Source organism: Desulfatiglans anilini DSM 4660 (assembly GCF_000422285.1).
Taxonomy (GTDB): Bacteria; Desulfobacterota; DSM-4660; order Desulfatiglandales; family Desulfatiglandaceae; genus Desulfatiglans; species Desulfatiglans anilini.
Window position 1 is genome coordinate 64,181 of the sequence record NZ_AULM01000001.1, and the last position, 26,672, is coordinate 90,852.

Here is a 26,672-nt window from a genome sequence, read left to right on the forward strand (position 1 = left end):
AGGTGACGGATATGACCAGTCGTCTTAAATGAAGAAAATTCTTCGTTTCGGGATGGGTGACCGGTCCGGCAGAGGACAGGTATTCCGTAAGGAAACGAAGGAAAGGTTGATGATCCGTCCACGGCGGTGATTTCAATAGTCGACACTCGGAAAAAGCCTCCGGTCCGTGTGCGGCAGAAAGAGAGAGGCAATGTACTCGTCCATGAACGGCTGATAGTTCGAAAGCTCGATATTGGTCATGGACCGGGAGATGGTCATGGATTTTTCCATCGCGGCTTCGGACAACAAACACATCCGGGCGCCGGTCAGGGAGCTGTTTCCGATGAACTGGATCTTCTCCCGGTCGATATCCGGCAGGAGACCGATCGCGACCGCCTTGGGGATGTTCAAGAAGCTCCCGAACCCCCCTGCGACGTAGAGGCTCTCGAGCTGGTCGAAGGGCATCCCGATATAGTCCATGAGCGCCTTGATCGCGGCGAAGACCGCGCCTTTCGATTTCATCAGATTGTCGATGTCCGATTCGGTGATCACGAGGATGTCCCCGGTCTCGGTTTCATCCCGCTCGGCGATGGTGTACTGCGGGATGTCGTCGACGAATGTCAGCCGTGGGTCGGACAGCTTCCGATGAAACTTCCCATCCGGGGTGATAATCCGGTTCTTCACCAGCTCGTAGATGATGTCGATCAACCCCGAGCCGCAGATTCCGCGGGGGGCGAAGTTTCCGATCGTTTGATATTGAACCGCGCCATTTAGTATCTGGACCTTTTCGATGGCGCCTTTGGTGGCGCGCATGCCGCAACGGGTGCCGCCCCCCTCGAAGGCGGGGCCGGCCGATGCCGAGCAGCAAACCAGCCAATCTTTGTTCCCGATGGCGATCTCTCCGTTGGTTCCGATGTCGATCAAACCGCGGACCGCCTCGCTCTCCGCTATGCCGGAGGCCAGCACACCTGCGACGATATCCCCGCCGACGTAGGAAGCCACACTCGGAATGGTCTCGAGGATGGCGTTTTCATGGGTGTTGAGGCCGACCTCCCGGGCCGAGATCTGAGGATAGATATAGGCCGTGGGGACGTAGGGTTCCAGCCGGATGGAGCAGGGGCTCAGTCCGAGCAGAAAGTGGCTCATTGTCGTGTTTCCAGCGGCGACGATGGCCCGGATGGCTTCGGGCGCGATCCCGTTGCGGCTGGTCAGGTTGCGGATCAACTGGTTGATATTGCGGATGACGGCGGCGTGCAGGGGATCCAGCCCGCCTTTTCCGCAGGCGAAGATCATGCGCGAGATCACGTCCTCGCCGTAGGATGCCTGCATGTTGTGGGTGCCGTCCACATCGAGGACCTGCTGCTTGCCGAGATCGAGCAACTGTGCGACCACAGTGGTGGTGCCGACATCCACCGCCAGGCCGTAGCAGGGCTCCATGCTGGTATCTCCGTGCTCGATGTCGATGATGCGGTAGCGTTCGATCTCCCGCGCCAGGCTCACGGTCACCTTCCAGTCATTCTGACGCAGTTTTTCAGACAATTTTCGGAGACACGGAAGCGTGATTTCGTATTGATGCCAGCCGAGGATCTTGCGTATCCCGCGGAAAAGCCGTTCGACATCGGCCATGTTGTCTTCCAGGGTGGGCTCCGGAAGCTCCACGTAGACCTTGCGGACCAACGGCCCCGAAGGCTGCTCTTCGGATGCCGCAGCGCCCGTGGCAGAAGACCGGTCGCTTTCTCCGGTCATGATCTGCGCACCCTCGATCCGGGATTCGGGAGGGATCAGCACGTCGAGGTCATCGTGCACTTTCGTCTGACAGGCGAGGGTGTACCCCTTGGCGAGTTCTTCCTCTGAAAAAAAGGCCCTGCTTTGATCATCCCTATCGATCTTGCCGCCGGTGATCTGGACGCGGCATTGCCCGCAGACCCCCTCACCGCCGCACAGATTGTTGATAAAGACCCCGGCGTCCTGCGCCGCTTTCGCGATCAGCGTACCTTCTTCCACCTTGATGGAGATATTGTCGGGCTGAAATGTTATGGTAAAGTCAGTCATGATCTATGACCCCCTTATGTTGTCGGTATGACCCGGATGCATGATGGCAGGCTTTGGGAAATTCATCTCCCCATATGGGTCAAAATAAGATATAGTTATGCGGTATACAGCATTTACCTGGTATTAGAAAGGGGTTTTTGCTGCAACGGTTCCAAGGTGATCCTGTGCGTCGATCCTCCGTCGAGAACCACTCCCCTGGAGAAAAACTGCAGCTGAGGCAGGTGCTTCTGGATGGACACCCATCTCGAGCGATATTATGCCAGTAAACGGTTCAGTGAAGCAACCCGCATCCGCAAGATAAGCCGGCCCTGGGCTTGAAGCCGTTGATTCCGGACGTTTCGTACCCGGGTAGGACTCGTATCGTAAACCCCAAATCGTTTCCAAGGAGGAGATGGGATGGTGTCGGACGCATTGGGAAGGGCTCTGAGGTACCGTTGGTTGATCTTCTGGATTCTGGCATTCGGCTATGTACTGGTCTATTTTCATCGGCTCTGCCCGGCTGTCGTGGCAGTGGACATGATGCGCGACCTGAATGCCGGCGGAGCCCTGACAGGACTTCTGGGCGCCGCCTATTTCTATCCCTATGCACTGATGCAGCTGCCTGCGGGGCTCCTTTCCGATTCATGGGGACCGCGAAACACGATTACGCTTTTTTTCCTGGTCGCCATCGCAGGCTCGTTCATCCTGGGTTTCGCTCCCTCTGTCTTTCTTGCGATTATAGGGCGCACACTGGTCGGGCTCGGCATAGCCATGCTGTTCGTCCCGACCATGAAAGTGCTGGCCGAATGGTTCGAGACGAAGGAATTCGCCACAATGACCGGGATCCTGATGGCGATGGGAGGGTTGGGCTCCCTGATCGCGGCCGCCCCTCTGGCCTGGGTCAGCAACCTCATCGGTTGGCGGATGTCCTTTGTGGCCGTCGGTGTCCTGACTCTCATTTTGGCGGTTCTGGTCTGGTTCTTCGTCCGCGACAAGCCGCAGGACATGGGCTTCGAGCCTCCGATGGGGGCCCCGAAAGTGAAACCGGAGGCGATCGGTCTGATGCAGGGGGTCGCGAAGGTCGTCAAGGAACCCTTTTTCTGGCCGGTGGCGGTCTGGTTCTTTTTCGATTGCGCGGTCTTTTTTTCCTTCGGCGGGCTCTGGGGCGGGCCGTACCTCATTCAGGTCTATGGGATGAGCAAGGGAGAGGCCGGCCGCATCCTCTCGATGCTCGCCATCGGCATGATCTTGGGCAGTCCACTGTTGAGCTACGCATCCAATCGGGTCTTCAAGGGCCGCAAGCCGGTGCTCATCCTGTCGAGCACCATCCTGGTGGCACTGACCGCCGTGCTCGCCTTCGCCACCGCCTCGATCCCGACTGTCGGCCTTTATGCCGTCTGCCTCGGGCTCGGCGTTTTTTCGAGCGCCGTCGTGGTGATCGGTTTCATCACGACAAAAGAGCTTTTTCCTGTCCAGATGGCCGGAACGGCTACAGGCCTGGTGAATCTGTTTCCCTTTGCCGGCGGAGCGGTGTTTCAGCCGCTCCTTGGATACGTCCTCGAAAAAGGGGGCCAGGGGGTAGGAGGGGCTTTCACCCTTGCCGCCTACCGTCAGGCATTCCTGGTGCTTTTTGTCTGCGGCGTGATCGCCTTTTTGGCAAGCCTGTTCACCAGGGAAACCTTGGCGCGGCAGTGATCCGGCAAAAAAGCGCTGCGCCCACGAGCGACCGCCTCCTGCGCGCGGGTTTAGAGGATCTGGACGATATCGAGGTTCGGGGGGAGTTCGGAACGGACCTTGTCGACGGCCTCCCGAGCCCCCAGGACCTTGATGTAAGCCGAGTCCCGAAGAGCCTCCAGGATGTCACCGAATTCCCGGAAGTGCCGCTGCTCGGTCCCCAGGATTTCCTCCCGCATCTGTTGACGCGACGCGTCGGTATCTCCGGTCAGAGTCCGGAGCAGAGATACGAATCCCTTCGCGTCGGGGAGCAGATGGCTGTCCAGCTCCCCGATGGTCCCGATGATCGCCTTCTCGCGTTCGTCATCGGCAAGCGCTCTGTTTTTCAGGAAATCGGCACTTGCGTCGAAGGCCTTCAGCGTCGGGACGATATTCGGGTCCCTGTAGGACACAAAGGTCAGCGCGCCTGAAAAGCGCTCGAGGCTGCAAAACGCCCCATACGCACCCCCGAGGACCCTCACCTGGTTCCAGAGCCAGGCATTGCGCAGGTAGCGGGCGATGACCAGCGCGGAGCCGTGGAAGCGGTAGCCTGTTTGGAACAGATCCGTGCCCTTGCCGACGTAGTTGACCTGAGAGGGCACGGTCATTCCTTCAGCCGACGGAAGGCGTTCCCAGTTCCATGGGGCTTCCTCCACCGCCCTGTCGGGGATGTCCGCCGTCAATGCTCCGAGAGAGGCCTTCGCCTGCTCCAGCAACCCTTCCTCGGCCGTCAGATTGAGCTGAAGCAGCCGGCGGCTGATCAGCGTCTGCCGGATTCTTTCCAGTTGTACGAGGACCTTCGGCCAGTCAGTCTGGACATCGCGCGCCAGGGCACGCAGAAACAGGATATATCCGATGCCGCCCATGCTTTCAGCCGCTCGATGAGCCTCGCTGAAATGGGCCTTGAGGCGCAGGGCGACCGCCTGGTGGCCTGCGGGGATCAGGTGATGCTCGGCCCGGGCCTTTTCCTCTAAGGTCATCTGACGGAACCGTTCCTGGTTTTCGAGCGCCGGTTCCAACAGGATGTCTTTGAGGATGGCGACGAGTTCCGGGATCTGGTGCGGAAGGGCCTTGGCGCGCAGAAAGAGGCGGGCTGCAGCCTCCCGGCGGTCTTTCTTCGCGGAGAGGAAGCGCTCCGGCCGGATGCCCCCGGTCCGTGCGCTGATCCGGCGTGAGAGGGCGGCGAAGTCTTCCTTGCTGGTTCCCATTTCAAGCAGCGCACGGCTGAAAAGCGGGACCAAAGGAAGCGAATCGGGCGGTAGCGCGTGAAGGTCGAAACCGAGATCGAGGTAAATGATGCCGTTCGTAGGCAGTTCGTGGCAGAGCAACGGGACGCCGTCGAGGTCCTGGGATGTGGCGGGGATGAGCTTGTTCTGCGTATCGAGGTCCTGGAGGCGCAGCCGGGGAATGGCGGCCAGATGCTCTGGAGGGTCCGGCCGGGTCTGCTCGGTCTTGAGGCTCTTCGATTGGTCGGCCAGTTCCTGAAGTTGGCGTTGATCCAGTCCTTGCTGAAACCGTTCGAGCTCGGCTGCTTCGGCTTTTTCCCTTCGCTCTCCCAGCTCCGGGTCGGGTTTGAGGGTCAAGGTCACCCGGTGCGGATTGTCGATAAAATGCTCGGTGAGCAGGTCCTCGAAATAACCCTTTTCTCCCTTGGCCAGCGATTTGACGGTCTCCAAAGGCTCCTCGAAGGCCAGAAGCGAGAAGGGATCCCCGTCATACAGCCAGGTGGTCAGGGACCGCAGCATGAGCAGCAGGCCGCGGGGATAGTGGCCGCTGTTGTTTTCACGGAGACGGAATTCGATCGTATTGAGGGCCGCTTCCGTCATCGACGGGTCGATCCCTCCTCGGGCCAAACTCTTCAATGTGTCCAGCACCAGGGCTTCCAGACGGCTGGTGTGATCCGGGTCGATTCCCTTCAGGCCTGTCGCGAAATAGATCTGGCGGAGTTCGGTTCCAAGGCCCTCCCCCGCAAGGTCTTCGCCGAGAGACGATTCGATCAAAGCCCTTCGCAGCGGGGACCCGGGCATCCCGAGCAAAATGTACTCGAGGATGTGCAGGGCGAAGTTAAGCTCTTTTTGGGTGGTTTCACCGAGAAGCCAATTGATCGTTACCATGCCTTTGGAGGCGGAGTCCGGCTCCTTTCCCGCCACGATCGGGCGGACGACCTGCCTCGGCCCTGAAAAGGGCTGTTGCAGCGGGATGGCCGACTCGACCGGAAGACGGTCGAAGTCTTCCAGGTACCCTTGCAGCACGGGCATCATCTCTTCGGGGGCCATGTCTCCGTAAACGAAGATGCGGGCGTTGGAAGGATGGTAATAACGGTGGTGAAAGGCCAGAAAATGCTCGTAGGTCAGGCGGGGAATCACCCGCGGGTCCCCGCCGGCATCGAAGGCGTAAGGGTTGCCGGGGAAGAGTTCCTGCAGGGTGTAGGTTCCCAGCAGATTGTCCGGAGAGCTGTAGGCGCCCTTCATCTCGTTGAAGACAACACCCTTGAACTGCAGGGGTGCACCCGGTTCCTCGAGCTCGAAATGCCAACCTTCCTGCTTGAGAGTCGTTTCGGTGAGCCTCGGATGGAGTACGGCATCGAGGTAGACATCGATCAAGTTGAGAAAATCCTGCCGATTCTGGCTGGCAACGGGGTAGCAGGTCCTGTCGGGATAGGTGAAGGCGTTTAGAAAGGTCTGCAGGGAACCCTTCAGGAGTTCCACGAATGGCTCTTTCAGCGGATACTTCCGAGAGCCGCAGAGGACCGAATGCTCCAGGATGTGGGGCAGGCCTGTGCTGTCGGCAGGGGGGGTGCGGAAGGTGATGCCGAAGACCTTGTTCTCGTCCTCGTTCAGGAGGTAGAGAAGCTTGGCTCCGGTCCGGGTATGTTCATACATCCGCCCATGGGTTTTAATCTCGTGGATATCACGTTCATGGATGAGTTCGAAGCCGTATTCAGGGGACATGAGAACCTCCGGAAATGATGTCGGCGCCCGTCGAAGGCCGATGCGCGCCCACATACAGAATGCTCGGACCGGAGGTCCCGCGTCAAGAGAAACATCCTGCGCATCGACCTGGATACAACTTTTGCTTGAACGGACAAAAGATACCTCCTATGATACCGGCTTCACCAGTTTGAGCGGTGTCCATCCGGAGACGGGCGTTGGGCGCCTTGGCGTTTTGAGACCTGAGCGGCCGGTTTCGGCTTTCGCTCCCTCCAGTCTCGGGTCGCTTCCCTGTGGGATTGGTGCGGCTCGGCGCCACGGCCGGGGCGGCCCCGTGCAAGCAGGCGGCGGTTCGGCCGAAGCGCAAGGATAGGGTTTGTCCGTTCGGCGTCTGGGTGAGTGAAGAGTCTTATTTCCGGGACGGAGACCAGGGGAGGTTGACGGGTATGGCGGCCAAAGGGTTTACGAGAAGCATTCAGGAGATCAACGAAAAGATCAGGAAAGGCCAGGTTGTCGTCGTCACGGCCGACGAGATGACCGAGATTGTGAAAAGCGAAGGGGTGCAGAAGGCAGCGCGTGAAGTGGACGTGGTGACGACCGGGACCTTTTCGACCATGTGTTCTTCAGGCGCCCTGATCAATTTCGGCCATACCAAGCCGGCCACCAAGGCATCGCAGGTTTGGCTGAACGACGTGCCGGCCTATGCAGGACTGGCGGCGGTCGACATCTTCATCGGGGCCACGGAGCCGGTCCGGGACGACCCGCTGAACCGTGTGCATCCAGGGCAATTCAAGTACGGGGGCGGTCATGTGATCCAGGACCTCATCGCGGGCAGGAAGGTGAACCTGGTTGTAACGGCCTATGGGACCGACTGCTATCCCAATCGGGAGGTCAAAAAACGGGTGAGCCTGGAGGATTTGCCTTATGCCGTTCTGCTGAACCCGAGAAACGCCTATCAGAACTACAACTGCGCCGTCAATCTGAGCGGAAAGACCATTTACACCTACATGGGGGTCCTCAAGCCCAACGCCGGCAATGCAAACTACGCCACGGCGGGACAGCTGAGCCCCCTCTTCAACGACCCTCTGTACCAGACGATGGGGCTGGGGACGCGCATTTTTCTGGGCGGGGCCCAGGGCTATATCGTCGGGCCGGGAACCCAGCACAATCCGAACGCGAAGAGGCATTCGAACGGAACCCCCTTGACCCCTGCAGGGACCTTGATGGTCATGGGAGACATGAAGGCGATGAATCCCCGCTGGATGGTCGGGGTGAGCATCCTCGGCTATGGATGCTCGCTGGCGGTCGGACTGGGCGTTCCCATCCCGATCCTGAACGAGGAGATCGCACGGCACTGCGGCGTTTCGGATGACGATATTTTCACCCAGATCATCGATTATGGGGTCGATTACCCGAAAGGCGAATCGAAGAGCCTCGGGCAGGTCAGCTACGCCGAGTTGAAGAGCGGCTCCATCCGTTTCAACGGCATCGATATCCACACGGTTCCGCTATCGTCCTATATCCGCGCGCGCGAAGTGGCTCAGAGCCTGAAGGGTTGGATCGAGAGCGGCGAGTTCCTGCTCACGGAGCCGGTGACCGGCCTGCCCGGTCCTTCTCTTTGACGAAGGGCGGCACGGGCCCGTTTCGAACGAGCAGAACAGGTCCCGAAGATGACAACGAAAGACAAGGCGACGGTGGAAGTCCCGGATAGCCTGGATCTGGGCATAGAAACGCTCGGACCCTGCCGCATCCCCTCTCCTATGAAGGAGATCCAGTTCGTACAAGACAACGAACGGATCCTGTTTCATTCCAACCTGAAGGCGTACGACTGCCGCTCCGGCATGCTGAACGATCCCCCCTGTTTTGAAATGGCGGGACCGCGCCGGGAGATCTATTTCGATCCTTCGAAACTCAAGTGCGGCATCGTGACCTGCGGCGGCATTTGCCCAGGACTGAACGACGTCATCCGCGCTACGGTCCTGAGCCTGTCCCATCACTACGGTGTGCAGGGTGTCTTCGGCTTCCGCTACGGTTTCGAAGGCCTGATCCCTCGATACCGCCACACACCGATGGAGTTGACGCCGCGAACGGTCGCCGAGATCCAGCAGAGCGGCGGCACGATCCTCGGGACCTCGCGCGGGCCGCAAGACATCTCCGAGATGGTGGACACGCTTGAGCGGATGAACATCGGAATCCTCTTCACCATCGGCGGGGACGGCACCCTCAGGGCGGCGAGGGGCTTTTCGGAAGAGATCGCCCGCCGTCGTCTGAAGATCAGCATCGTCGCTATCCCGAAGACCATCGACAATGACATTGCCTATGTGGACCAATCCTTCGGCTTCGAGACCGCTGTCGCCGAATCGCGACGCGCCATCTACGCGGCCCATGTCGAGGCGCTCGGCGCCCGGAACGGGATCGGTTTGGTCCGCCTGATGGGCCGGGATGCCGGGTTCATCGCCGCCAACGCGACCCTCGCGAACAGTGAGGTGAACTTTTGCCTGGTTCCGGAAGCGCCGTTCAGTCTGGACGCTTTTCTGAAGGCGTTGCAAGAGCGCCTGATCCGGCGGCAGCACGCCGTTATCGTGGTTGCGGAAGGCGCGGGACAGGACCTTGTGGGTGGGACCGGTGAGAGGGATGCCTCCGGCAACCGGCGGCTCGGCGATGTCGGTCTTTTCCTCAAGGAAAAGATCCTTGCCTATTTTGCGGGAGCAGGGATGGAAGTCACCCTGAAATACATCGATCCAAGCTACACCATCCGGAGCACGCCCGCCAATGCGCATGACTCCGTCTTCTGCCTGCTCTTGGGGCACAATGCCGTCCACGCCGGCATGACGGGCCGCACCAACATGGTCGTCGGCTACTGGAACGGGGAATATACCCACGTGCCCATCCCTCTGGCCGTTTCCCGGACCAAACAGATCGATCCCAGGGGTCGCTTCTGGAGCAGCGTGCTCGAATCGACCGGCCAGCGCATCGGAAGGGTGTGACGTGATCCTTCTCCCTGCGGTTATGCGTTTCCAGACGGCTGTAAGCCCGTGCGAGCCGATTGCCGGCCGGCGCGCCCGCCTCCGGCGGGCATTCGGATGATCCGCGCCGCTGCAGGTCCGCAGTTGAAAAGCAAATCAAGGACGGAGAGGTTGGACAGGAAAGGCCCCCAGAGCTGCGGGTACACGGGAGGCCTGATGCGGATCGGCGCCAGTCCGATGCCTGCTTCCTCGAAGAGCGAACGATCGAGATATTTGAGAGCGCCTTTCTGGGCAAGGAAGGTGGTGGCGCCCAGGGCCTGGGCAACGGCTACCGAAAGATGCGGTTCTACGGCATCGATGTTCAGCTCCGAGAGCAGGGGCATGCGGGTGTCGATTCCCAGGCATTGCGCAAGATAGCGTAGCAGTTCGAGATTCATGTCCAAAAGGAATTCATGGTTTTTTCCGTATAATCTCTCCAGAAACGCTTTGTGCTCCTCGAAATAAGGCGCCCGGCCGTAAGCCGCCCGCAAAGTGGTCAGGTGTTTGCGGCGCCACCGCCCCTCGTTGCACAGACGCACCTCGCGGATCTTCTGCAGACCCAGCCCCTTTTTCCACACCGGCACCGAGAGCCAGACCACGCCCTGATCGTTCTTGAAGCGGTTGCGCGTGAGCCAGGTGCTTCGCTGCGGGAATTGAACGTCATCCATGAATACCATGACGTCGGAACGGACGGCCTTGGCGAAGAAGGCCGCGTGAGGGGCGAAGTAGGGTTGGACTGTCGAGACGATCATGGCCTGATCCACGTTTCTAGATGGTTTTCTCCTGATGTTTCGATGCGTTATCGATTTCACGCCCGCAGGAGGTCCAGGATTCCCCTCGATGTGTATTCCGCCACATCCGCCAACCCGTCCAGCGGCATGAAATCTGTCGCGTTGGATGAAAAAAGACAGGTGGCAGACGCCGGGAAGTCCTCGTCCTGGAGGTAAAAGATATAGCCGAGCAAGATCTTGGGCAGCGGCTGCAGCAGGAAGGCGAAATCGCCTCCCGTTCCCGTGCAGGTCTCTCCGTGGAAACGGGCGGTGATTTCCGCTTGACGTTTTTGGATGGCGGAAACAAAAGGCAAAAGGATCATTTCGGTGTGGGTCCGGAAGGCCTGCTGATAAGGCATGCTGCCCGGAAGATCCTTGAAGGCGCGCAGCGGGTGGATCGATGGCGCCCCATTTGTGGCGTGGAGCGCGTAAAGGGAGATGAGGAGATCCCTGGGGTCTTCAGGTTCCCGTCCGCCGAGGGTGATGCCCTGCCGCGTCACCCGGCAGGGTTCCCCGAACGCCTCGAAAGAAAGCGACCCGTCGTTTTCCATCCGTGCAGCCATAGAGGCGGCAAGATCCGCAGCCGGCCGCAGGAACGCCTGTTTCAGGTTTTCTCGCATCATCGATTTATAAGAACTCATCGGACACGCTCCCGTTTTACACCCTGTAAAAAAGGTCAACATCAGCAGTGCAGTCGCGGCCTGTCCCCTGCCTCCTCTATACACCGCTTTCGATTTGGATTCAAACCCCTTAGACCTCTTTTCATCCCCGGCACAGAGATGGCACCTCCTTTGCTTTGGAGGAAAAGGTTGACAAAAGGGTCTTCGTCCGTTTTAGGTGTGCGGAACATTTGACAGGGCGAGCCCGCGTGGCCGCGTTTCCGCAGGGGAACCCTTTCATGGGGACGGAAAAAATGCAAGAGGGAGGATGGTATCGATGGCAAGACGATGGAGTTGTTTCGTGGTATGGACCGCGCTGATCTTCGTCGGATGGATGGGGACGCATGCGGGCGCGGCCGGTGAGGTGGGCCAGGAGGAGCTGCTCGAGCGCCTCGACGCCTTGACCAAGTTGATAGAACAGCAGCAGCAGGAAATCGAGCGGCTGCGGCGGGAGGTCGAAAATCAGCGCGGGGCGATTACGCGCGTCGAAGAGACGCAGACCCGGGTCGAAGAGACCCGCAAGGCGGAGGTTCAAGAGGCCGTGGCGACCGAGGTCGACAAGCAGGAGAGCAGCTGGAAAGACTCTATCCCGCGATGGATCAGGACCATGAAGGTTTCCGGGGATCTGCGTCTCCGCTACGAAGGCATCTACGGCCGGGGCGAGACCCAACCGGACGGCTCCGTGAAGGATCTGCCGAATCGCGACCGGTTTCGACTGAGGGCGCGCCTGTTTTTCGATGGGGATATCACCGAAGAGGTTTCCACGCACTTCATGATCTGCACCAACCAGGACGCAAACCGGGAGGCGACGACGACCAATCAGAGTTTCACCGACGACTTCAACGACAAGGGGATCTACCTTCATCGAGCCTACGCCACTTACGAGCCCAAATGGCTGCCGGGCCTCGAGCTGACAGGCGGAAAATTCAAGAACACCTTTCTGCACACCGACATCATGTGGGACCCGGATGTGAACCCGGAGGGATTCTATGAACGTTATCGGTATGCGGGCCTCAAGCATTTCACCCCGTTCGTTCAGTTCGGGCAGATGGTGGTGAACGAGGTCAAGAACGAGAGCGACGACGCGATGCTCTACATCTACCAGGCCGGCTATGTGTGGGAGGCGGGCGCCGTGAAATGGACCATGGCGGGCAGCTATTACGACTGGTCCAACCTCCAGAATTCCAAATACCTGCACACCGCGGATTATGCGGGCGGCGGCGGTAATACCTTCGTGCTGGACGACAAGGGAATGCTCCAGTATGCCTATGACTTCAACCTGTGGGAGGCCTATACGACCGTCGATTTCACGGTGAAATCCCTGCCGGTTCAGCTCCTGGGGGACTACATCGTCAATGTGGCCGACCGGGTTCCCAGTGATGAGGATTCCGCCTACTATGCGGGTTTCCAGGTGGGCAAGGCCAAGAAGAAGGGAGAGTGGGCGGTCACTTACAAATATGCGCGGATCGAGCGGAACGCGCTGATAGGCTCCATGAACGATCAGGATTTTTATGGGGCGAACCGAAAAGGGCACAAGGTCAAAGTGATGTTCCGCCCCTTGAATCATGTCCGCTTCGATATGGCGTATTTTTACACCGACCCGGTCAAGGACTGGGACCCGAGCGACATCACGTTCAACAAGAACAAGGAGCGTATGCACGAAGACAGAGTGCAGGTGGACTTGATCTTCGACTTCTAGCGGGTTTCCGACCGGAAAGGGTCTTTCTGCCCAATCTCTGCGTCAATCTGCGCGGTTGCTCGTGCGGCGCACGATTCGTGCGCCTTCGCGCAAGTGCTTGATTTCCGTGATCCTGGCCAAGCCGGGACCCGCCCGGTGGCGCTGGGGCTAGGCGTCCCGAGGCTCAGGTGGCGGGGCGGGCCGGCCATGACTCAGAAGTTGAGGTTTCCCGGAGTCCTCGGGAAGGGGATGACGTCGCGGATGTTGCCCATCCCGGTGATGAACTGGACCAGCCTCTCCAGACCGAGACCGAAGCCGGCGTGGGGGGTGCTGCCGAAGCGGCGCAGATCCAGGTACCACCAGTAGTCATCGACGTGGAGACCGCTCTCTTCGATTCGCTGAAGGAGGGTATCGTAGTCGTCCTCGCGCTGACTGCCGCCGATGATCTCGCCGATCTTGGGAACGAGGACATCCATGGCCCGGACGGTTTTTCCGTCCGGGTTCAGTTTCATGTAGAACGGTTTGATCGTTTTCGGATAATCGGTGAGGATGACCGGTTTCTTGAAGGTTTTCTCGCAAAGGTAGCGCTCGTGTTCCGATTGGAGGTCCGTCCCCCACGCGACGGGAAATTCAAATTCCTCACCGCTCTTCGACAGGATCTCGATCGCCTCGGTGTAGGACAGCCGCTCGAAATCCTGGGTGGCGAGGGTTTCGAGGGTGCCGATGACGCTCTGATCGATGAAGCGGTTGAAAAACTCGAGATCGCCCCGGCAATGATCCAAAACGTGGCGAAAGAGATACTGGAGGAACTCGACGGCAAGGTCCATGTCGCCTTCGAGTTCACAAAAGGCCATCTCGGGCTCGACCATCCAGAATTCGGCCAGGTGGCGGGAGGTGTTCGAGTTTTCCGCGCGAAAGGTGGGGCCGAAGGTGTAGACGTCTCCCAGGGCCAGGGCATAGATCTCCGCTTCCAGTTGGCCGGATACCGTCAGGTTGGCAGGCTGACCGAAAAAGTCCTCCGAAAAATCCACCCGGCCCTCCTCGATGGGGACGGCGCCGAGGTCGAAGGTGGTGATGTGAAAAAGATCACCGGCCCCTTCGCAGTCGCTGCCGGTGATGATGGGGGTGTGGACATACAGGAAGCCCCGCTCCTGAAAAAAGGTGTGGATGGCGTGGCTGACGGCGTTGCGGACCCGCGCCACGGCCCCGAAGGTGTTGGTACGCGGCCGCAGGTGGGCGATGGTTCGCAGGAATTCGAAGGAATGGCGCTTTTTCTGCAGGGGATAGTGTTCCGGGTCGGCCCAGCCGAAGACGCGCAGGGCCTCGACCTTCAGTTCGACCCGCTGCCCTTTCCCCGGAGAGGCCTGGAGCAGACCCTCGACTTCGAGAGAGCAGCCGGGCTGGAGCCTCAGCACCGTGCCTTCGTAATCGGCCGTCTGCGCATCGGCGATGAGCTGGAGATTTTCCATGCAGGATCCGTCATTGAGCTCGATGAACGAGAAACCGCCCTTCGAATCCCTCCTGGTCCGGACCCATCCGCAAACCTTATAGCGGGCCCCGGTCGTTCCGCCGGACAATATGTCTTTGATCCGTGTCCTTGCCAATGGTTCCCCCTGAGTGCAGCGTGTTCGGTCCATATCACTCCCGGCGGGAAGGGCCTTTCAGCGGCGTCCCTTCCCGTACCGGAGGTCGAAGCAGGTGCGAACGGCTATGCCTTGCGCTCGAATTCCCGCATGAATTCCACCAGGGCCTTGACGGCATCCAGACCGGTGGCATTGTAAATGGAGGCGCGGCAGCCGCCAACGGAGCGGTGCCCCTTGAGCCCTCCCAGGCCGGCCGTCTGCGCATCGGCGATGAAGCGCTTTTCGAGCTCTTCGCTGGGCAGGCGGAACGTGACGTTCATGAGGGAACGGCTGTCCTTGTCGGCCGTGCCGCGGTAGAAATCGGACCGATCGAGCAGATCGTAGATCGTCTTACCCTTTTCACGGTTGAGGAGTTCCATGTTGGCAAGCCCCCCGACGGTGTCTTCCAGCCATTTGAGAACGAGGTCGATGACATAGATCACGACGCAGGCCGGCGTGTTGTACATGGAGTTCTTCTCCGTGAACGTCGTGTATTTCAGCATCGCCGGGAGATCGGCGGGGACGCGCTCGAGCATGTCTTTGCGGATGATCGCCAGCGCCGTCCCGGCCGGGCCGATATTCTTCTGGGCGCCGGCATAGATGAGGCCGAACGGTTGGGGGTCGAACGGACGGCTCATGAAATCCGAAGACATGTCGCATACGAGGGGTACGGTGCGAGGGTTCGGGAATTGCGCCCACTGCGTCCCTTTGATGGTGTTGTTGGAGGTGAAATGCAGGTAGGCGGCTCCCTCGTCTATGTCGAAGGCCTTCGGGATGTAGCAGAAATCTCTGTCCTCCGAAGAGGCGATCACATGGACCTGTTTCTTCAGCGTCTTGGCTTCCTTGATGGCCTTGGTGGACCAGGTCCCGGTGTTGATGTAGTCGACCGGCTGGCCGTCCACGGCCAGGTTCATGGGGATCATGCAGAACTGAAGGCTCGCGCCCCCCTGGATGAAAACGACCTCGAAATCATCCCCGAGATTGAGAAGCCGCCTTGTTCTCGCCACGGCGTCGTTGATGACCTCGTCGAACCACTTGCTGCGGTGGCTGACCTCCAGGATCGACATGCCTGATCCTTTGAAGTCCAACAGTTCCTGCTGCATTTCCTCGAGGACCGGCAGGGGAAGGGCCGCCGGGCCGGCGTTGAAATTGTGGATGCGTTTCGTCATGATTTTTCTCCTTGTAAAAGAATATGGTCCATCCGGAAATGGTCTTTTCTTCACCCTTCACCGATCCGAATCGGTTCCGCGCACCTTTCTCGAGGGCCCCTGCCTTTACCGGCAGGGGCCCCGGGATCCACTCAGTTCTTCTGCAGCTTTTTCAGCATGTCCTTGACGAGGGTCATGGTTTCGCTGTCCTTTTCGTAAGGCGGTCTTCCTTCGAGATCCGCCTCGATGATTCCTTTTCCGTAAGGGATGAAGCCAAGAAAGTCGAAATCGGGCATCTGCGTCAGCAGGAATTCCCGATCCTCGGGGGAGCGGATCTTGTTGCCGACGAAGCTCAGTTTCTTGATCCCGACATCCGCTGCAAGGGCGCGTATCTGGTGGGCCGTTTCGATGCTGCGCCGGCCCGGCTCAACGACGACGATCAGCCGGTCGACCGACATGGCGGTACCCCGTCCCAGGTGCTCCAGGCCAGCCTCCATGTCGAGAACGACGGCCTCGTCGCGCGAGAGAACGATGTGGCGCACCAGGTTCTTCAAGAGCGTGCTCTCTGGGCAGATGCAGCCCGCGCCGCCCTTTTTGACCCCGCCCATGACCATGACCTTGACCCCGTCGACCTCTACGGAGAGCCTTTCCGGAAGGTCGTCCACTTTGGGGTTCAGCTTGAAAAAGGAGCCCATCGTGCCGACCTTGGCCTCGGTCCGCTCTTCGATCAATTCTTTCATGTTGGATATGGGGACGATGTCTTCGCTGTTCTTGACACCCAGCGCCTGGGCGAGGTTCGCGTCCGGGTCTGCATCGATGGCCAGGACCCGTTTGCCTTGATCGGCGAGGGCACGGATCAGAAACGCGGCGAATGTGGTTTTTCCCACCCCGCCTTTTCCACTGACGGCCAGTTTCATGGTTGCCTCCTTGGGCTGTTTTTACGTCCAGACGGGCAAGGTCGGATCGACCCCCGCATGCTTCGCGCCTCGTGTTGACACGGGCCTTGGCTGCGGGCCGAACCGGGGGTCCTGCTCGACAGATGCCGTCAAGCCTTTCTTTCCGCCGGTTCGATGCAGGGGCCACAGGGTCGGCGGCGCCTGAGTGAGCGTCTCTGGACAGTTACCGAATAAATTACCAGAATAAGAGATAAGCTTAGAGAATTTCAAGCATAAAATAGCCGTCGTTTCCTTGACACCTGGGCGCGCTTGCCGTATGGTTGCGCCGGGTTCGGAGAAGTTGGACGCACCGCCGGGGAAGTGGCTCGTGAGCTCCCGGCCTCGGCCGGCCCACCATGACGGAACGGATTTCTGCGAGACGCAAGCCAACAGGTAGGAGCAAATCCGTATGACCCTTTTTTCAGTGGATTCTCAGACGTGCAGGAGGGACGGCAGCTGTGCTGCGGTATGCCCTATGAAGATCATCCATTTCGCGGAGGACGGTTCCCCGCCTTGGCTGGGGCCGGATGCCGAAGAGCTCTGCATCGCCTGCGGGCATTGCGTCGCGGTCTGCCCCCATGGGGCCCTTTCCCATCGAAAGGTGCCCCCGGATGTCTGTCCGCCAATGGGGAAGGACTGGCCGCTTTCTCGGAATGCCGTCTCGGCCCTTCTGCGGGGTCGACGTTCCATCCGGGTCTTCAGGGAGCGCCCGGTCGAGCCAGGGCTGGTCGAGGAACTGATCGCGCTTGCAGCGCATGCCCCGTCCGCACACAATATGCAGCCCGTCAGGTGGCTGGTGGTTTCCGGGCAGGAACGGATCCAGCCGATTGCAGGCTTGGTCGTCGCTTGGATGAGGTCATTGATCGCGGCCGCATCGCCCCTGGCTGAAACGTTCCATATGGCGCGGACCGTTTTGCAGTGGGAATCCGGCAAGGATCCGATCGCCCGGCAAGCCCCCTGCCTGGTGGTGGCGCATGCGGCGAAGGACGCGCGGCTTGCGGCCACCGCCTGCACCATCGCACTGACCTATCTCGAACTGGCAGCCCCTTCCCACGGGCTCGGGGCGTGTTGGGCCGGTTACATCAATACGGCCGCCAACCTATCGCCGCCGCTGTTGCAGGCGCTCGATCTGCCGGAGGAACACCTTTCCTACGGGGTCATGATGCTCGGGTATCCCAAATACACGTACCATAGGATCCCGAAGCGCAAAGCCCCCTCGATCATCTGGCGCTGAATAAGAGAAGGCGGGCATTCATCTCTGGCTTGCAGGGTGCGCCCGTGTCAACAGATCACGGCCAGGAAGACCTGCAGGCGTCGATTCCGGCTCCGCGGGCGTGAGGCGGCATGTGCGGGCGCTTTGCGGAGAATTTTTTCAGCGCAAGACGGAGGGTCGCCGCTTGTGAATGTTTTCTTTTGACAGGTCAGGGGCAGTATGCTAAACCGCATTCGGTGAATTTCACTCTAAATTCTATGGAGGTGCAAGATGTTCGAAATCTTGAAACGGCAGGAAATGGCCGGCGGGACAGTCGTTCTGAACGAGATCAGTGCGCCCGCGATCGCCAGGAAGGCCAAGCCGGGACAATTTGTCATTCTGAAGGCCAATGAGACCGGAGAGCGTATCCCTCTGACCATGGCCGATACGGACCCGAAAAAGGGCACCATCACGATCATTTATCAGGTGGTGGGCAAATCCACCACGCTGTTCAAGTCGCTGCAGGTGGGCGAGCGTTTTCAGGATGTCATCGGGCCGCTCGGGCAAGCGACCCATCTCGAAAAACTCGGGACGGTGGTGTGCGTGGGCGGTGGAACCGGCGTGGCCGTCCTGCACCCCATTACACGCGGATTGAAGGAAATAGGCAACCGTGTCATCGCGATCATCGGCGCGCGCACGAAAGACCTGCTGATCCTGGAAGACAAGATGAAGGCGGCTTCGAACGAGCTGCACGTGTGTACGGATGACGGCAGCTACGGCCATCATGGGTTTGTGACGGATGTCCTGAAGGAGATCCTCGAAAAGGAAGACGTCAAGATGGTGGTCGGTATCGGCCCGGTTCCCATGATGAAGTTCGTCTGCAAGGTGACGGAGCAGTACAAGGTCAAGACCCTCGTCAGTCTGAACGCCATTATGGTCGACGGCACGGGGATGTGCGGCTGCTGCCGGGTGACCATCGGGGGCGAGACCCGATTCGCTTGTGTCGACGGTCCTGAGTTCGACGGCCACAAGGTCGATTTCGACGAGTTGTCGCAGCGCCTGAATGCCTACAAGGAAGACGAGGCTGTGGCGATGCAGCAGTATGCCTGCAAGTGCCAGGCGGGTTGAAAAGCCTCTCCGGTGAACGACGAAGCGTAAGTCCCTGATAGGGTTTCAGATAGAATGGAGGATATGATGGCGGAAACGACGGAAAAGAAGGAAAAAGTGCCCAGACAGCCCATGCCGGAGCAGTCCGCAGAGGTGAGGCGGAGGAACTTCGAAGAGGTTCCGAGAGGATACACGGCGGAGATGGCGATGAAGGAGGCCGAGCGATGCCTGCAGTGCAAGAATCCGGCCTGCATGAACGGCTGTCCCGTGTCGATCGAGATCCCGGCCTTCATCAAACATGTCAAGGAGGGCGATTTTACCAAAGCCGTCCGTAAGATCTGGGAGCGGAACGCCCTGCCGGCGGTCTGCGGCCGGGTGTGCCCCCAGGAGATCCAGTGCGAAGGCCTGTGCATCCTCGGGAAAAAAGGCGAGCCTGTGGCGATCGGCAACCTGGAGCGCTTCGTGGCCGATTGGGAAAGGGCGAACGGAAAGGGCGACCTGCCGCCCAAGGCCGAGCCGACCGGGAAGCGTGTGGCTGTCGTAGGGTCCGGACCTTCAGGTCTGACCGTCGCCGGCGACCTGATCCTGAAGGGCCACGACGTGACGATCTTCGAGGCCTTCCACAAACCGGGCGGCGTGCTTGTCTACGGGATCCCCGAATTCCGGCTCCCCAAAGAGATCGTGTACTCGGAAGTCAATTTTCTCGAGCGGCTCGGCGCAAAGCTGCAGTGCAACTCGGTAGTCGGGCGTACGGTCTCCGTTGACGAACTGTTCGAAGAGGGGTTCGATGCCGTCTATATCGGGGTCGGGGCAGGGCTGCCGAGTTTCCTCAACATCCCGGGCGAAAACCTGATCGGCATCTATTCGGCCAACGAGTACCTCACACGGGCCAACCTGATGAAGGCCTATCTCTTCCCCGAGTACGATACACCGATCGTGCGCGGGAAGGATGTGGCCGTGCTGGGCGCCGGTAACGTGGCTATGGACTCGGCCAGAACGGCGATGCGGCTCGGGGCGGACCGGGTGAGGATCGTATACCGGCGTTCACGGGACGAGATGCCTGCCAGAAAGGCCGAGATCCATCATGCCGAGGAGGAAGGGATCGAATTCCACCTGCTGACGGCGCCGACGCGCTTTATCGGGGATGAAAACGGACGCGTCAAGGCCATGGAATGCCTCAAGATGGAACTGGGTGAACCGGATGCCTCGGGCCGCCGCCGCCCGGTGCCGGTCGAGGGCTCCAAGTTCACCCTGGACTGCGACCTGGCGGTCATTTCGGTCGGAGCCGGTGCGAACCCGCTGCTGACGCGGAGCACGGAAGGACTGCAACTGACGAAGTGGGGCTACATCATCGCTGATCCCGAAACGGGAAAGACGACCAAGAAGGGCGTGTGGGCCGGAGGCGATATCGTCACCGGGCAGGCCACCGTTATCCTGGCGATGGGCGCCGGGCGTATGGCCTCCGATTCGATCCACAAATATCTGACCTGGGGCTGGTAGCGCACCTCTTCATCCGGGGATGGCGCTGCACTGTTTTATCGGCATGCGGGGGGGTGCGGCCGGGCATGGCTCTTCCAATCCACTCCCGAGGCCGGTCCGCAGGCTTTGCAGGGGTGGTGTCCGGTCTGCGGATGACGGGGAAAAGAGCCCTCCGGAGTTGAAAATGCGCGTGTGCAGAGGATCGTTCTGCACAGACAAAACTCATCGGCTTGAGCCCACTGAGATCGGCGAGCTGGCGGGGTACCGCAGCACATCCGGTGTCCCGCCGGCTTCCGTTTTGTGAAGAGCTGCGGTGTGGGGACCCTGCGAGTTACAGCTGGCTTTCGAGATCTTCAAAGGCGTCTTCCAGTTGATAGAGTAGTCGATCGAGTGCATCCAACTCCCGCTGGAGGAGCGTTTCCCGGGCCTTATTGCGCAGGTCGAGCATAACGGGGAGAAGACGTTTCAGGGCAGGCTTCATCTGCTCCGGGACATGCGGGTCCCGCGCAAGCATCTCCAGGCGGTCGACCAGAGCGTAGAAAGACGGCTCGGCTTCGAGGACCTCACCGTAGCCGGCAAGCCTCAGAAAATCTGCGATGCGGGGAAAATCTGAAGCGAAGCCGGCCTCATAAACCGGTTGGATACGGATCTCGATCTGCATGAATCGGCTCATGGCGAACCCCTTGTCTCTGCGTCAGGGGCCTCGGGGGGGTTGGAACGACCCCGAGACTTGGGTAAAAAAACACGGTTGAGCCTGTCTTGAACATGTTTTTCTGTGACCTTCAATGCATCTATGCCTGTTGGCCGAAAGAGGCAGGGCTGGACGGGTCCGGGAGTTGCCAAACCTTCCAGGCGGTCTACTGCGAAAAAAAGGGGAGGCATGTCCACAAGAACATGCCCTGCCGGGAAAAGACTCCACGCGCTGCAAGCCCCGGCTCCGATGATCGCGCCAATCCCCTATAACGCGACGCCGCTCAGATATTGCGAGATCGCGCCGTCATAGCGGTGGGTCAGCGCGAAAACCTTTTTGGCCAGTTCAAAACGTGTTTTCAGGGTGGTCTCTCCACCCGACGACGCCATTTCATCCAGGACCCGGGGGTAATCCGCTGGATCGACGATCACCGTGACATCCCGGAAATTTTTCGCTGCAGAGCGCAGCATGGCCGGTCCGCCGATGTCGATATTTTCTATGGCCTGCTCCAAGGTGACTTGAGGGTCGGCGACCGTTTTTTCGAACTGGTAAAGATTGACCACGAGCATGTCGATGGTCTGAATGCCGTGGCGCGACATCATGTCCCTGTGTTCGTGGTTGTCTCTCAACCCGAGCAGTCCGCCGTGGACCTTGGGATGCAGGGTCTTGACCCTTCCGTCCAGCATTTCCGGAAATCCGGTGTACTGCGAGATGTCGGTGACGGTGAGGCCCCCGTCCCGCAGGGTTCGGGCTGTTCCGCCGGTGGACAGGATCTGGACCCCGAAAGGGGCTAGAGCCGATGCAAAATGGACGATACCGGTTTTGTCTGTCACGCTGATGATGGCACGCTCGATCTTAGCCATGGTCTGCCTCCTGATGTGGATATGATCCAGGCGCGGTGAGGATCTTCAATGGCTGCTGCGGCGTGAGGGGTATCCGCCGTTTCGGCCGGCCGGTTCGAAGCGCAGCCGTAGAGGGCCGCCCTGGAAAGGCGCGGGTTCTTGTTGAAATAAGCCCGCCCTCGATGATCGTTTCGCCTCGGGGCCTGGGGCGCATCCAGGGCGAGCACCCTGTATAATCCAAAACGGGATTTTTGGCAACCGCCTGATCGGTTCAGTGCCGGCGAAGAAAAGGGGCCTCCGCTTCCAGGCGAAGAGACGGAGGCGATGCCCCGCAAGGAACGGTGACCGTGGGCTGCTCTGGAGACCGGGCGTGGGCGATCCGCGGGCGGGTGCAAGGGGGAGCGTCTTTATGGCCTGTTCAATCCTGGTGGTTTATCACTCCCAGGGAGGCAACACGCGCAAGATGGCGGAAGCCGTTGCGGCTGGTGCAGGAGAGGTGGAGGGTGTCCGCGTGGTTCTGAAAGAGGCCTTCCAGGCTACGCTTGCGGATCTGGTTGACTGCGACGGACTGGTCCTCGGCTCGCCCGAGTATTTCGGGTACATGGCGGGGGCGGTCAAAGATTTCTTTGATCGAACCTACGAATCCGCCAGAGTCGAAAGAAAGGTTTTCAAGAAACCCTATGCGGTCTTTGTCAGCGCCGGGAACGACGGGCGAGGCGCTCTTGCGGCGATCGAGCGGATCTGCATCGGTTATCCACTCAAGAAGGTCTGTGAGGCGGTCATCGCCCGCGGAGAATTGACGGAACAGAACCTGGCGCAGTGCCGCGAGTTGGGGCAAACGGTGGCGGCCGGCTGTGATGCAGGCATCTACTAGCCAGTTTCCACCCGGAAATGGTCTTTTTGGCCAATCTCGTCGTCAATCTGCCCGTTTGTTTGTGCGGCGAATTACAATTCGACTCAGCGCAACCGATTGATTTTATTGGTATTGACGAGCAAAGGGCTGCTGCGAAGCGTTGGGGCTGAGCACCTGCAGGGTGTGAAGAAAAAATCCTCATTCCCGGATGGAAACTGGGTTCTACCGAGAAACCATTTCCGGATGGCTGCTAGCCAGCCTGCAGCCATTCAGGTTCCAGGCGATCAGGGCGCGCCGAGAAGAAACCGGTTCCGATGGCATTCATCGGGGTCGAACCTGGTCTCAAAGGCCCGCTGCATGAAGAAAATCAATTGGTCTTCTTGTCTTCGGGGAATCTGGGGACAGGGAATTTGAAGAATTCGACGCCCTCCTCTTTGAGCATCTTTTCCTCTTCGTCCGTAGCTGAACCGCGGATGTTCCTTTTTTCCGAAACGCCATAGTGAATCTTGAGGGCCTCTCCGGCAAACTGCGTCCCTACGTCGTCAAAGGTAGCGTGAATGGATCGCAAGACCGCCATGGCGAGTGCATGGTAGTCGACCGGTTGGGATGCATCGTGGGAGGGTGCGGGAGAGGCCTTCTTGATGGACACAGGAGACATGATTCTTCGGATGTTGGAATCCTCGCAATACGGGCAGGTGATCAAACGCCTGGCGTTCTGATCTTCGAAGGCCTCGATGCTGTCGAACCAGCCTTCGAAGACATGGTCTCTAGAGCACTTGAGATCGAAAGCGATCACAGCGGCCGCCTCAGCGTTCTGTGTAGAGAACGGCGAGAATCTTCGCCGGTTTGTCACCGTGACACTTCACCAGGTGGGGAACGGTCGAATCATAGTAGATGGCATCGCCGGTTTCGAGCACGTATCGTTCGTCCTCCAAGTAAACCGCCATGGCGCCTTCAAGGACGTAGATGAATTCCTGACCGTCGTGGCTCGAACGTTCCTCTTCGGTCTCGGCGGGTGCCAGCACTACGATGAAGGGCTCCATGTGGCGGTCGACCTTGTGCGGGGCGAGCGAGATGTATTCATACCCGTACCGTTTGCCCTTGGTGGAATCGTAGCGGGACACGATCTTCCGGTCCTGATGGTGCACGATGGTAAAAGGGCGGTTTTCCTGGCCGGATATGAAATAGCCCATCTTCATTTCGAGGGCCTTGGCCAGCTTGATCACCGTGCCCAGGGGCGGGGCTACGGCACCGTCTTCAATGGAGGCAAGCAGACCCACGTCCAGATCGGTTCGCCTGGAGACATCCTCGAGCGTGAGCCCCCGCTTCTGCCTTACGGCGCGCACGCGCTGACCGACGTCGACTTCGTAGTCCGCACCTTCACCAGGCTCGCCGGGGATGCTGTCCATGAAATCCTTTTCCTGGCTTTGCCTGGCGAACTGCTCGTTGATATCGCTCAGAAAGTCCTGGTAGGTATCCCGTGCCTCATCGCGGTTCCGATCCTCGTCCATAACGCCGACCTTCCTTTCCTTGTGGTTGGGGGAAGAGGGCTTCATTACGGATGCCCATTGTCTGCAGCGAAACGGGCGCCCAGCTCCAAGGCCTTGCTATTCGACTCTATCATGCTGTGGTAACGCCGGTCAAGCGCACCATAAAGGGCCTTCTTGAGCGAGCGGACCCGGACGACGCCAGTGCGGCGAACAGCCGCGCCAAGCACGACCATGTTGGCCAGCCGTTCGTTCCCGAGCTGCAGGGCCAGCTCGCGGCTGGGGACCATAAGGCAATCCACCCCCCGGAACTGCGCCGCTTCTTCAGGGATCAGAGAGGCATTGACGACCAGCGTTCCGCCTTTGCGAACACGGGGTCCGAATTTGTCAAGGGAAGGACGGTTCATGACAATGGCTGAAACCGGCCGCTGGATGATGGGCGAACCGATTTCCTGGTCGGAGACGACGACGGTGCAGTTGGCTGTCCCTCCACGCATCTCGACGCCGTAGACCGGCATGTAGGTCACCCTCTTCTTTTCACCCATCGCGGCATAGGCTAGGATGTTGCCCATGAGCAGAACGCCCTGGCCCCCGAAACCCGCTATGATCGTGTCAAAATACATTAGGCGTCACCCCCCTTGAAGATGCCCAGCGGGAAATAGGGGATCATCTCTTCCTTGACCCGCTTGTTGGCGCGCTCCGGCGACATTTTCCAGTTCGTCGGACAGGCGGAAAGGATCTCCACGAAACCGAACCCCTCGCCGGTGGTCTGAACCTCAAAGGCGCGCTGCATGTACTTGCGGGTCTTCACGAGGTTCTTAGGGGTGTCGACCGCCCCGCGGGCGACAAAGGTCGTGCCGGTCAGTCCGCCCAAAAGTTCCGCCATCCGGATGGGGAAACCGTTTACGGCTGGATCTCTTCCAAACGGTGTCGTCGTGGTTTCCTGACCGGGCATCGTCGTCGGGGCCATTTGGCCGCCGGTCATTCCGAAGACCGTATTGTTGACGAAGATGACCGTGATGCGGTCTCCGCGGTTGGCGGCGTGGATGATTTCGGCGGTCCCGATGGCTGCGAGATCCCCGTCCCCCTGATAGGTGAAGACGAAGCGGTCGGGCCGGGCCCGCTTGACACCGGTCGCGACTGCTGCTGCGCGTCCGTGCGGGGCCTCGAGCACATCGACATCCAGATAATCATAAAGAAACACCGAGCAGCCGACGGAGGCCACCGCGATGGACGTTTCCTGCAAGGCATACCGATCGATGCATTCGGCCGTCAGGCGGTGGATGATGCCATGGTGACAGCCCGGGCAGAAGTGGAACGGCACGTCAATGAGGCTTTGGGGTCTTGAAAAAACCTGCTCCATTTATGCGATCCTCTTTTTGTAGACTTTGGCGATTTCATGAAAGATTTCGTCCGGCGACGGGATGGAGCCGGGCGGTCTGCCATAGAAATCCACCTGGTTCTTCTTGTGTCCGACGGCCAGTTTGACGTCTTCGACCATTTGGCCCGTACTCAGTTCCACCGCCATGAAATTTCTGATCTTCCGGGAGATCTTTTCCAGCGCAGCATAGGGAAAGGGGTAAAGGGTGATCGGTCGCAGGAGGCCGATCAGCATGCCTTTTTCACGGGCCATACCCACAGCGCTCTTCACGATGCGTGCCAGTGAGCCGAATGCGACGACGAGCAGCTTCGCATCATCCAAATTCTGGGTTTCAAAGCGGATCTCGCGCTTCATCTGCTGATACTTGCGGTAAAGGAACCAGTTGTGGTCCGTGAGTTCGCCTTCCGAGAGGTAGAGGGATTTGAGGATCCGGCGGGGCCGCCCGGAGGCGCCCGTAAGAATCCAATCCTTTTCGGGGGGGGTTCCTCTGTATGGGCGTGTTTTCAAGGGTTCTTTGATCTGCCCCAGCAATGCGTCGCCCAGGATTAGAACCGGATTCCGGTATTTGTCGGCGAGGTCGAAGGCCCGCATCGTGAGGTCATAGGCCTCCTGGACGGATGAGGGGGCCAGAACGATCGTCCGGTAGTCCCCGTGCCCGCCGCCCCTGGTGGCCTGAAAATAGTCGCCCTGCGATGGCGAGATCCCCCCGAGGCCGGGTCCACTGCGGCTCATGTTGACAATGACACCCGGTATCTGGCTGCCGCACAGGTAAGAAATCCCCTCCTGCTTCAGGGAAATGCCCGGGCTCGAAGAGGAGGTCATGGCCCGTGCTCCGGTGGCGCTTGCGCCCAGGAGCATGTTGATGGACGCTATCTCGCTTTCGGCCTGTATGAAAGTGCCCCCGACGGCCGGCAGATGCTTGGACATATACTCCGGGATGTCGTTCTGGGGAGTGATGGGATAGCCGAAATAAAAACGGCATCCGGCTTCGATGGCGCCCATGGCGATGGCTTCGTTGCCTTTTACGAACAAAGTCTCCAAACCGTTTTTCTCCTCAATGCCATCGCTTCCACAAAGGGAAGGGAGCGATGGGAATCTCGAACTGCTTCATCTTCCGCCTGAAGACGACGGTTTTTGCCCCTGCGCCAATGATCGAGGGCTGTGCAATGC

22 protein-coding genes and 1 pseudogene are annotated in these 26,672 nt (G+C 59.6%); 9 read left to right on the plus strand and 14 right to left on the minus strand.

From position 1 onward, the window contains the following. Positions 1–132: 132 nt before the first annotated feature. Positions 133–2,031 (minus strand): ASKHA domain-containing protein, encoded by a 1,899-nt coding sequence (locus H567_RS0100280; RefSeq protein ID WP_028319849.1) that lies wholly within the window; start codon positions 2,029–2,031, stop codon positions 133–135. A 396-nt stretch (positions 2,032–2,427) separates the two neighbouring features. Here H567_RS0100280 and H567_RS0100285 point away from each other — a divergent pair, with 396 nt between their 5' ends. Beyond that, positions 2,428–3,705 carry an MFS transporter gene (locus tag H567_RS0100285; RefSeq protein ID WP_028319850.1) on the plus strand — a complete coding sequence of 426 codons (1,278 nt, stop codon included), beginning with the start codon at positions 2,428–2,430 and terminating at the stop codon, positions 3,703–3,705. A gap of 50 nt (positions 3,706–3,755) precedes the next feature. Here the strand turns inward: H567_RS0100285 and H567_RS0100290 are convergent, their stop codons facing one another. After that, complete coding sequence (locus tag H567_RS0100290; RefSeq protein ID WP_028319851.1) at positions 3,756–6,674, minus strand: insulinase family protein; 2,919 nt, start codon at positions 6,672–6,674, stop codon at positions 3,756–3,758. A gap of 425 nt (positions 6,675–7,099) precedes the next feature. Between H567_RS0100290 and H567_RS0100295 the strand changes: the two genes are divergently transcribed. Together H567_RS0100295 and H567_RS0100300 are read left to right on the plus strand one after the other, a co-directional pair. Continuing rightward, positions 7,100–8,275 (plus strand): homocysteine biosynthesis protein, encoded by a 1,176-nt coding sequence (locus tag H567_RS0100295; protein WP_028319852.1) that lies wholly within the window; start codon positions 7,100–7,102, stop codon positions 8,273–8,275. 48 nt (positions 8,276–8,323) lie between these two features. Then, positions 8,324–9,640: an ATP-dependent 6-phosphofructokinase gene (locus H567_RS0100300; RefSeq protein ID WP_051184335.1), complete on the plus strand. Its 1,317-nt coding sequence runs from the start codon at positions 8,324–8,326 to the stop codon at positions 9,638–9,640. Between the two features lie 20 nt (positions 9,641–9,660). Here the strand turns inward: H567_RS0100300 and H567_RS22240 are convergent, their stop codons facing one another. Beyond that, positions 9,661–10,410 carry a WbqC family protein gene (locus H567_RS22240; protein WP_153305996.1) on the minus strand — a complete coding sequence of 250 codons (750 nt, stop codon included), beginning with the start codon at positions 10,408–10,410 and terminating at the stop codon, positions 9,661–9,663. 56 nt (positions 10,411–10,466) lie between these two features. Continuing rightward, a complete protein-coding gene (locus H567_RS0100310; protein WP_028319854.1) occupies positions 10,467–11,069 on the minus strand; it encodes a DUF3786 domain-containing protein in 603 nt (200 codons plus the stop codon). A gap of 295 nt (positions 11,070–11,364) precedes the next feature. On the opposite strand from H567_RS0100310, the gene H567_RS0100315 reads away from it, so the two are divergent. Then, on the plus strand, positions 11,365–12,786 hold the full coding sequence (locus H567_RS0100315) for a putative porin (RefSeq protein ID WP_161626533.1): 1,422 nt from the start codon (positions 11,365–11,367) through the stop codon (positions 12,784–12,786). 191 nt (positions 12,787–12,977) lie between these two features. Here H567_RS0100315 and asnS read toward each other — a convergent pair whose 3' ends face one another. The 3 genes from asnS to H567_RS0100330 form a co-directional block, all read right to left on the minus strand. Then, positions 12,978–14,369 (minus strand): asparagine--tRNA ligase, encoded by a 1,392-nt coding sequence (gene asnS / locus H567_RS0100320; protein WP_051184338.1) that lies wholly within the window; start codon positions 14,367–14,369, stop codon positions 12,978–12,980. Between the two features lie 104 nt (positions 14,370–14,473). After that, entirely contained in the window at positions 14,474–15,556 is a 1,083-nt protein-coding gene (serC, locus tag H567_RS0100325) for a 3-phosphoserine/phosphohydroxythreonine transaminase (RefSeq protein WP_028319857.1), read from the minus strand. Between the two features lie 131 nt (positions 15,557–15,687). Then, a complete protein-coding gene (locus H567_RS0100330) occupies positions 15,688–16,452 on the minus strand; it encodes an ATP-binding protein (protein ID WP_028319858.1) in 765 nt (254 codons plus the stop codon). 427 nt (positions 16,453–16,879) lie between these two features. Here H567_RS0100330 and H567_RS0100335 point away from each other — a divergent pair, with 427 nt between their 5' ends. The 3 genes from H567_RS0100335 to gltA all read left to right on the plus strand — a co-directional run bounded on the left by H567_RS0100335 (position 16,880) and on the right by gltA (position 20,269). Next, positions 16,880–17,704: a nitroreductase family protein gene (locus tag H567_RS0100335; RefSeq protein ID WP_028319859.1), complete on the plus strand. Its 825-nt coding sequence runs from the start codon at positions 16,880–16,882 to the stop codon at positions 17,702–17,704. A gap of 249 nt (positions 17,705–17,953) precedes the next feature. Then, on the plus strand, positions 17,954–18,790 hold the full coding sequence (locus H567_RS0100340; protein WP_028319860.1) for a sulfide/dihydroorotate dehydrogenase-like FAD/NAD-binding protein: 837 nt from the start codon (positions 17,954–17,956) through the stop codon (positions 18,788–18,790). Between the two features lie 63 nt (positions 18,791–18,853). Further along, on the plus strand, positions 18,854–20,269 hold the full coding sequence (gene gltA, locus H567_RS0100345; RefSeq protein WP_315861772.1) for an NADPH-dependent glutamate synthase: 1,416 nt from the start codon (positions 18,854–18,856) through the stop codon (positions 20,267–20,269). 310 nt (positions 20,270–20,579) lie between these two features. Here the strand turns inward: gltA and H567_RS0100350 are convergent, their stop codons facing one another. Together H567_RS0100350 and H567_RS0100355 are read right to left on the minus strand one after the other, a co-directional pair. Continuing rightward, entirely contained in the window at positions 20,580–20,921 is a 342-nt protein-coding gene (locus tag H567_RS0100350) for a hypothetical protein (protein WP_028319862.1), read from the minus strand. 302 nt (positions 20,922–21,223) lie between these two features. Beyond that, a pseudogene (locus tag H567_RS0100355) lies at positions 21,224–21,802 on the minus strand (IMP cyclohydrolase); the annotation flags it as partial. Between the two features lie 388 nt (positions 21,803–22,190). Between H567_RS0100355 and H567_RS0100360 the strand changes: the two are divergent. Continuing rightward, a complete protein-coding gene (locus H567_RS0100360) occupies positions 22,191–22,655 on the plus strand; it encodes a flavodoxin family protein (protein WP_028319864.1) in 465 nt (154 codons plus the stop codon). A gap of 26 nt (positions 22,656–22,681) precedes the next feature. Then, positions 22,682–22,804 carry a hypothetical protein gene (locus tag H567_RS29750; RefSeq protein WP_279614958.1) on the plus strand — a complete coding sequence of 41 codons (123 nt, stop codon included), beginning with the start codon at positions 22,682–22,684 and terminating at the stop codon, positions 22,802–22,804. 197 nt (positions 22,805–23,001) lie between these two features. On the opposite strand, the gene H567_RS0100370 is transcribed toward H567_RS29750, so the two are convergent. From H567_RS0100370 to H567_RS28940, 5 genes are read right to left on the minus strand one after another with little or no spacing between them, the layout of a single operon-like run. Then, on the minus strand, positions 23,002–23,430 hold the full coding sequence (locus tag H567_RS0100370) for a DUF1178 family protein (protein ID WP_028319865.1): 429 nt from the start codon (positions 23,428–23,430) through the stop codon (positions 23,002–23,004). Between the two features lie 10 nt (positions 23,431–23,440). Beyond that, a complete protein-coding gene (locus tag H567_RS22250; RefSeq protein WP_161626534.1) occupies positions 23,441–24,145 on the minus strand; it encodes a helix-turn-helix domain-containing protein in 705 nt (234 codons plus the stop codon). Between the two features lie 44 nt (positions 24,146–24,189). After that, positions 24,190–24,744 carry a 2-oxoacid:ferredoxin oxidoreductase subunit gamma family protein gene (locus H567_RS0100380; protein ID WP_028319866.1) on the minus strand — a complete coding sequence of 185 codons (555 nt, stop codon included), beginning with the start codon at positions 24,742–24,744 and terminating at the stop codon, positions 24,190–24,192. Then, a complete protein-coding gene (locus tag H567_RS28935) occupies positions 24,744–25,484 on the minus strand; it encodes a thiamine pyrophosphate-dependent enzyme (protein WP_028319867.1) in 741 nt (246 codons plus the stop codon). The genes H567_RS0100380 and H567_RS28935 overlap by 1 nt, the downstream gene beginning before the upstream one ends. Next, positions 25,485–26,543, minus strand: coding sequence for a 3-methyl-2-oxobutanoate dehydrogenase subunit VorB (locus tag H567_RS28940; protein WP_035252932.1), 1,059 nt, complete (start codon positions 26,541–26,543; stop codon positions 25,485–25,487). Between the last annotated feature and the right edge of the window lie 129 nt (positions 26,544–26,672).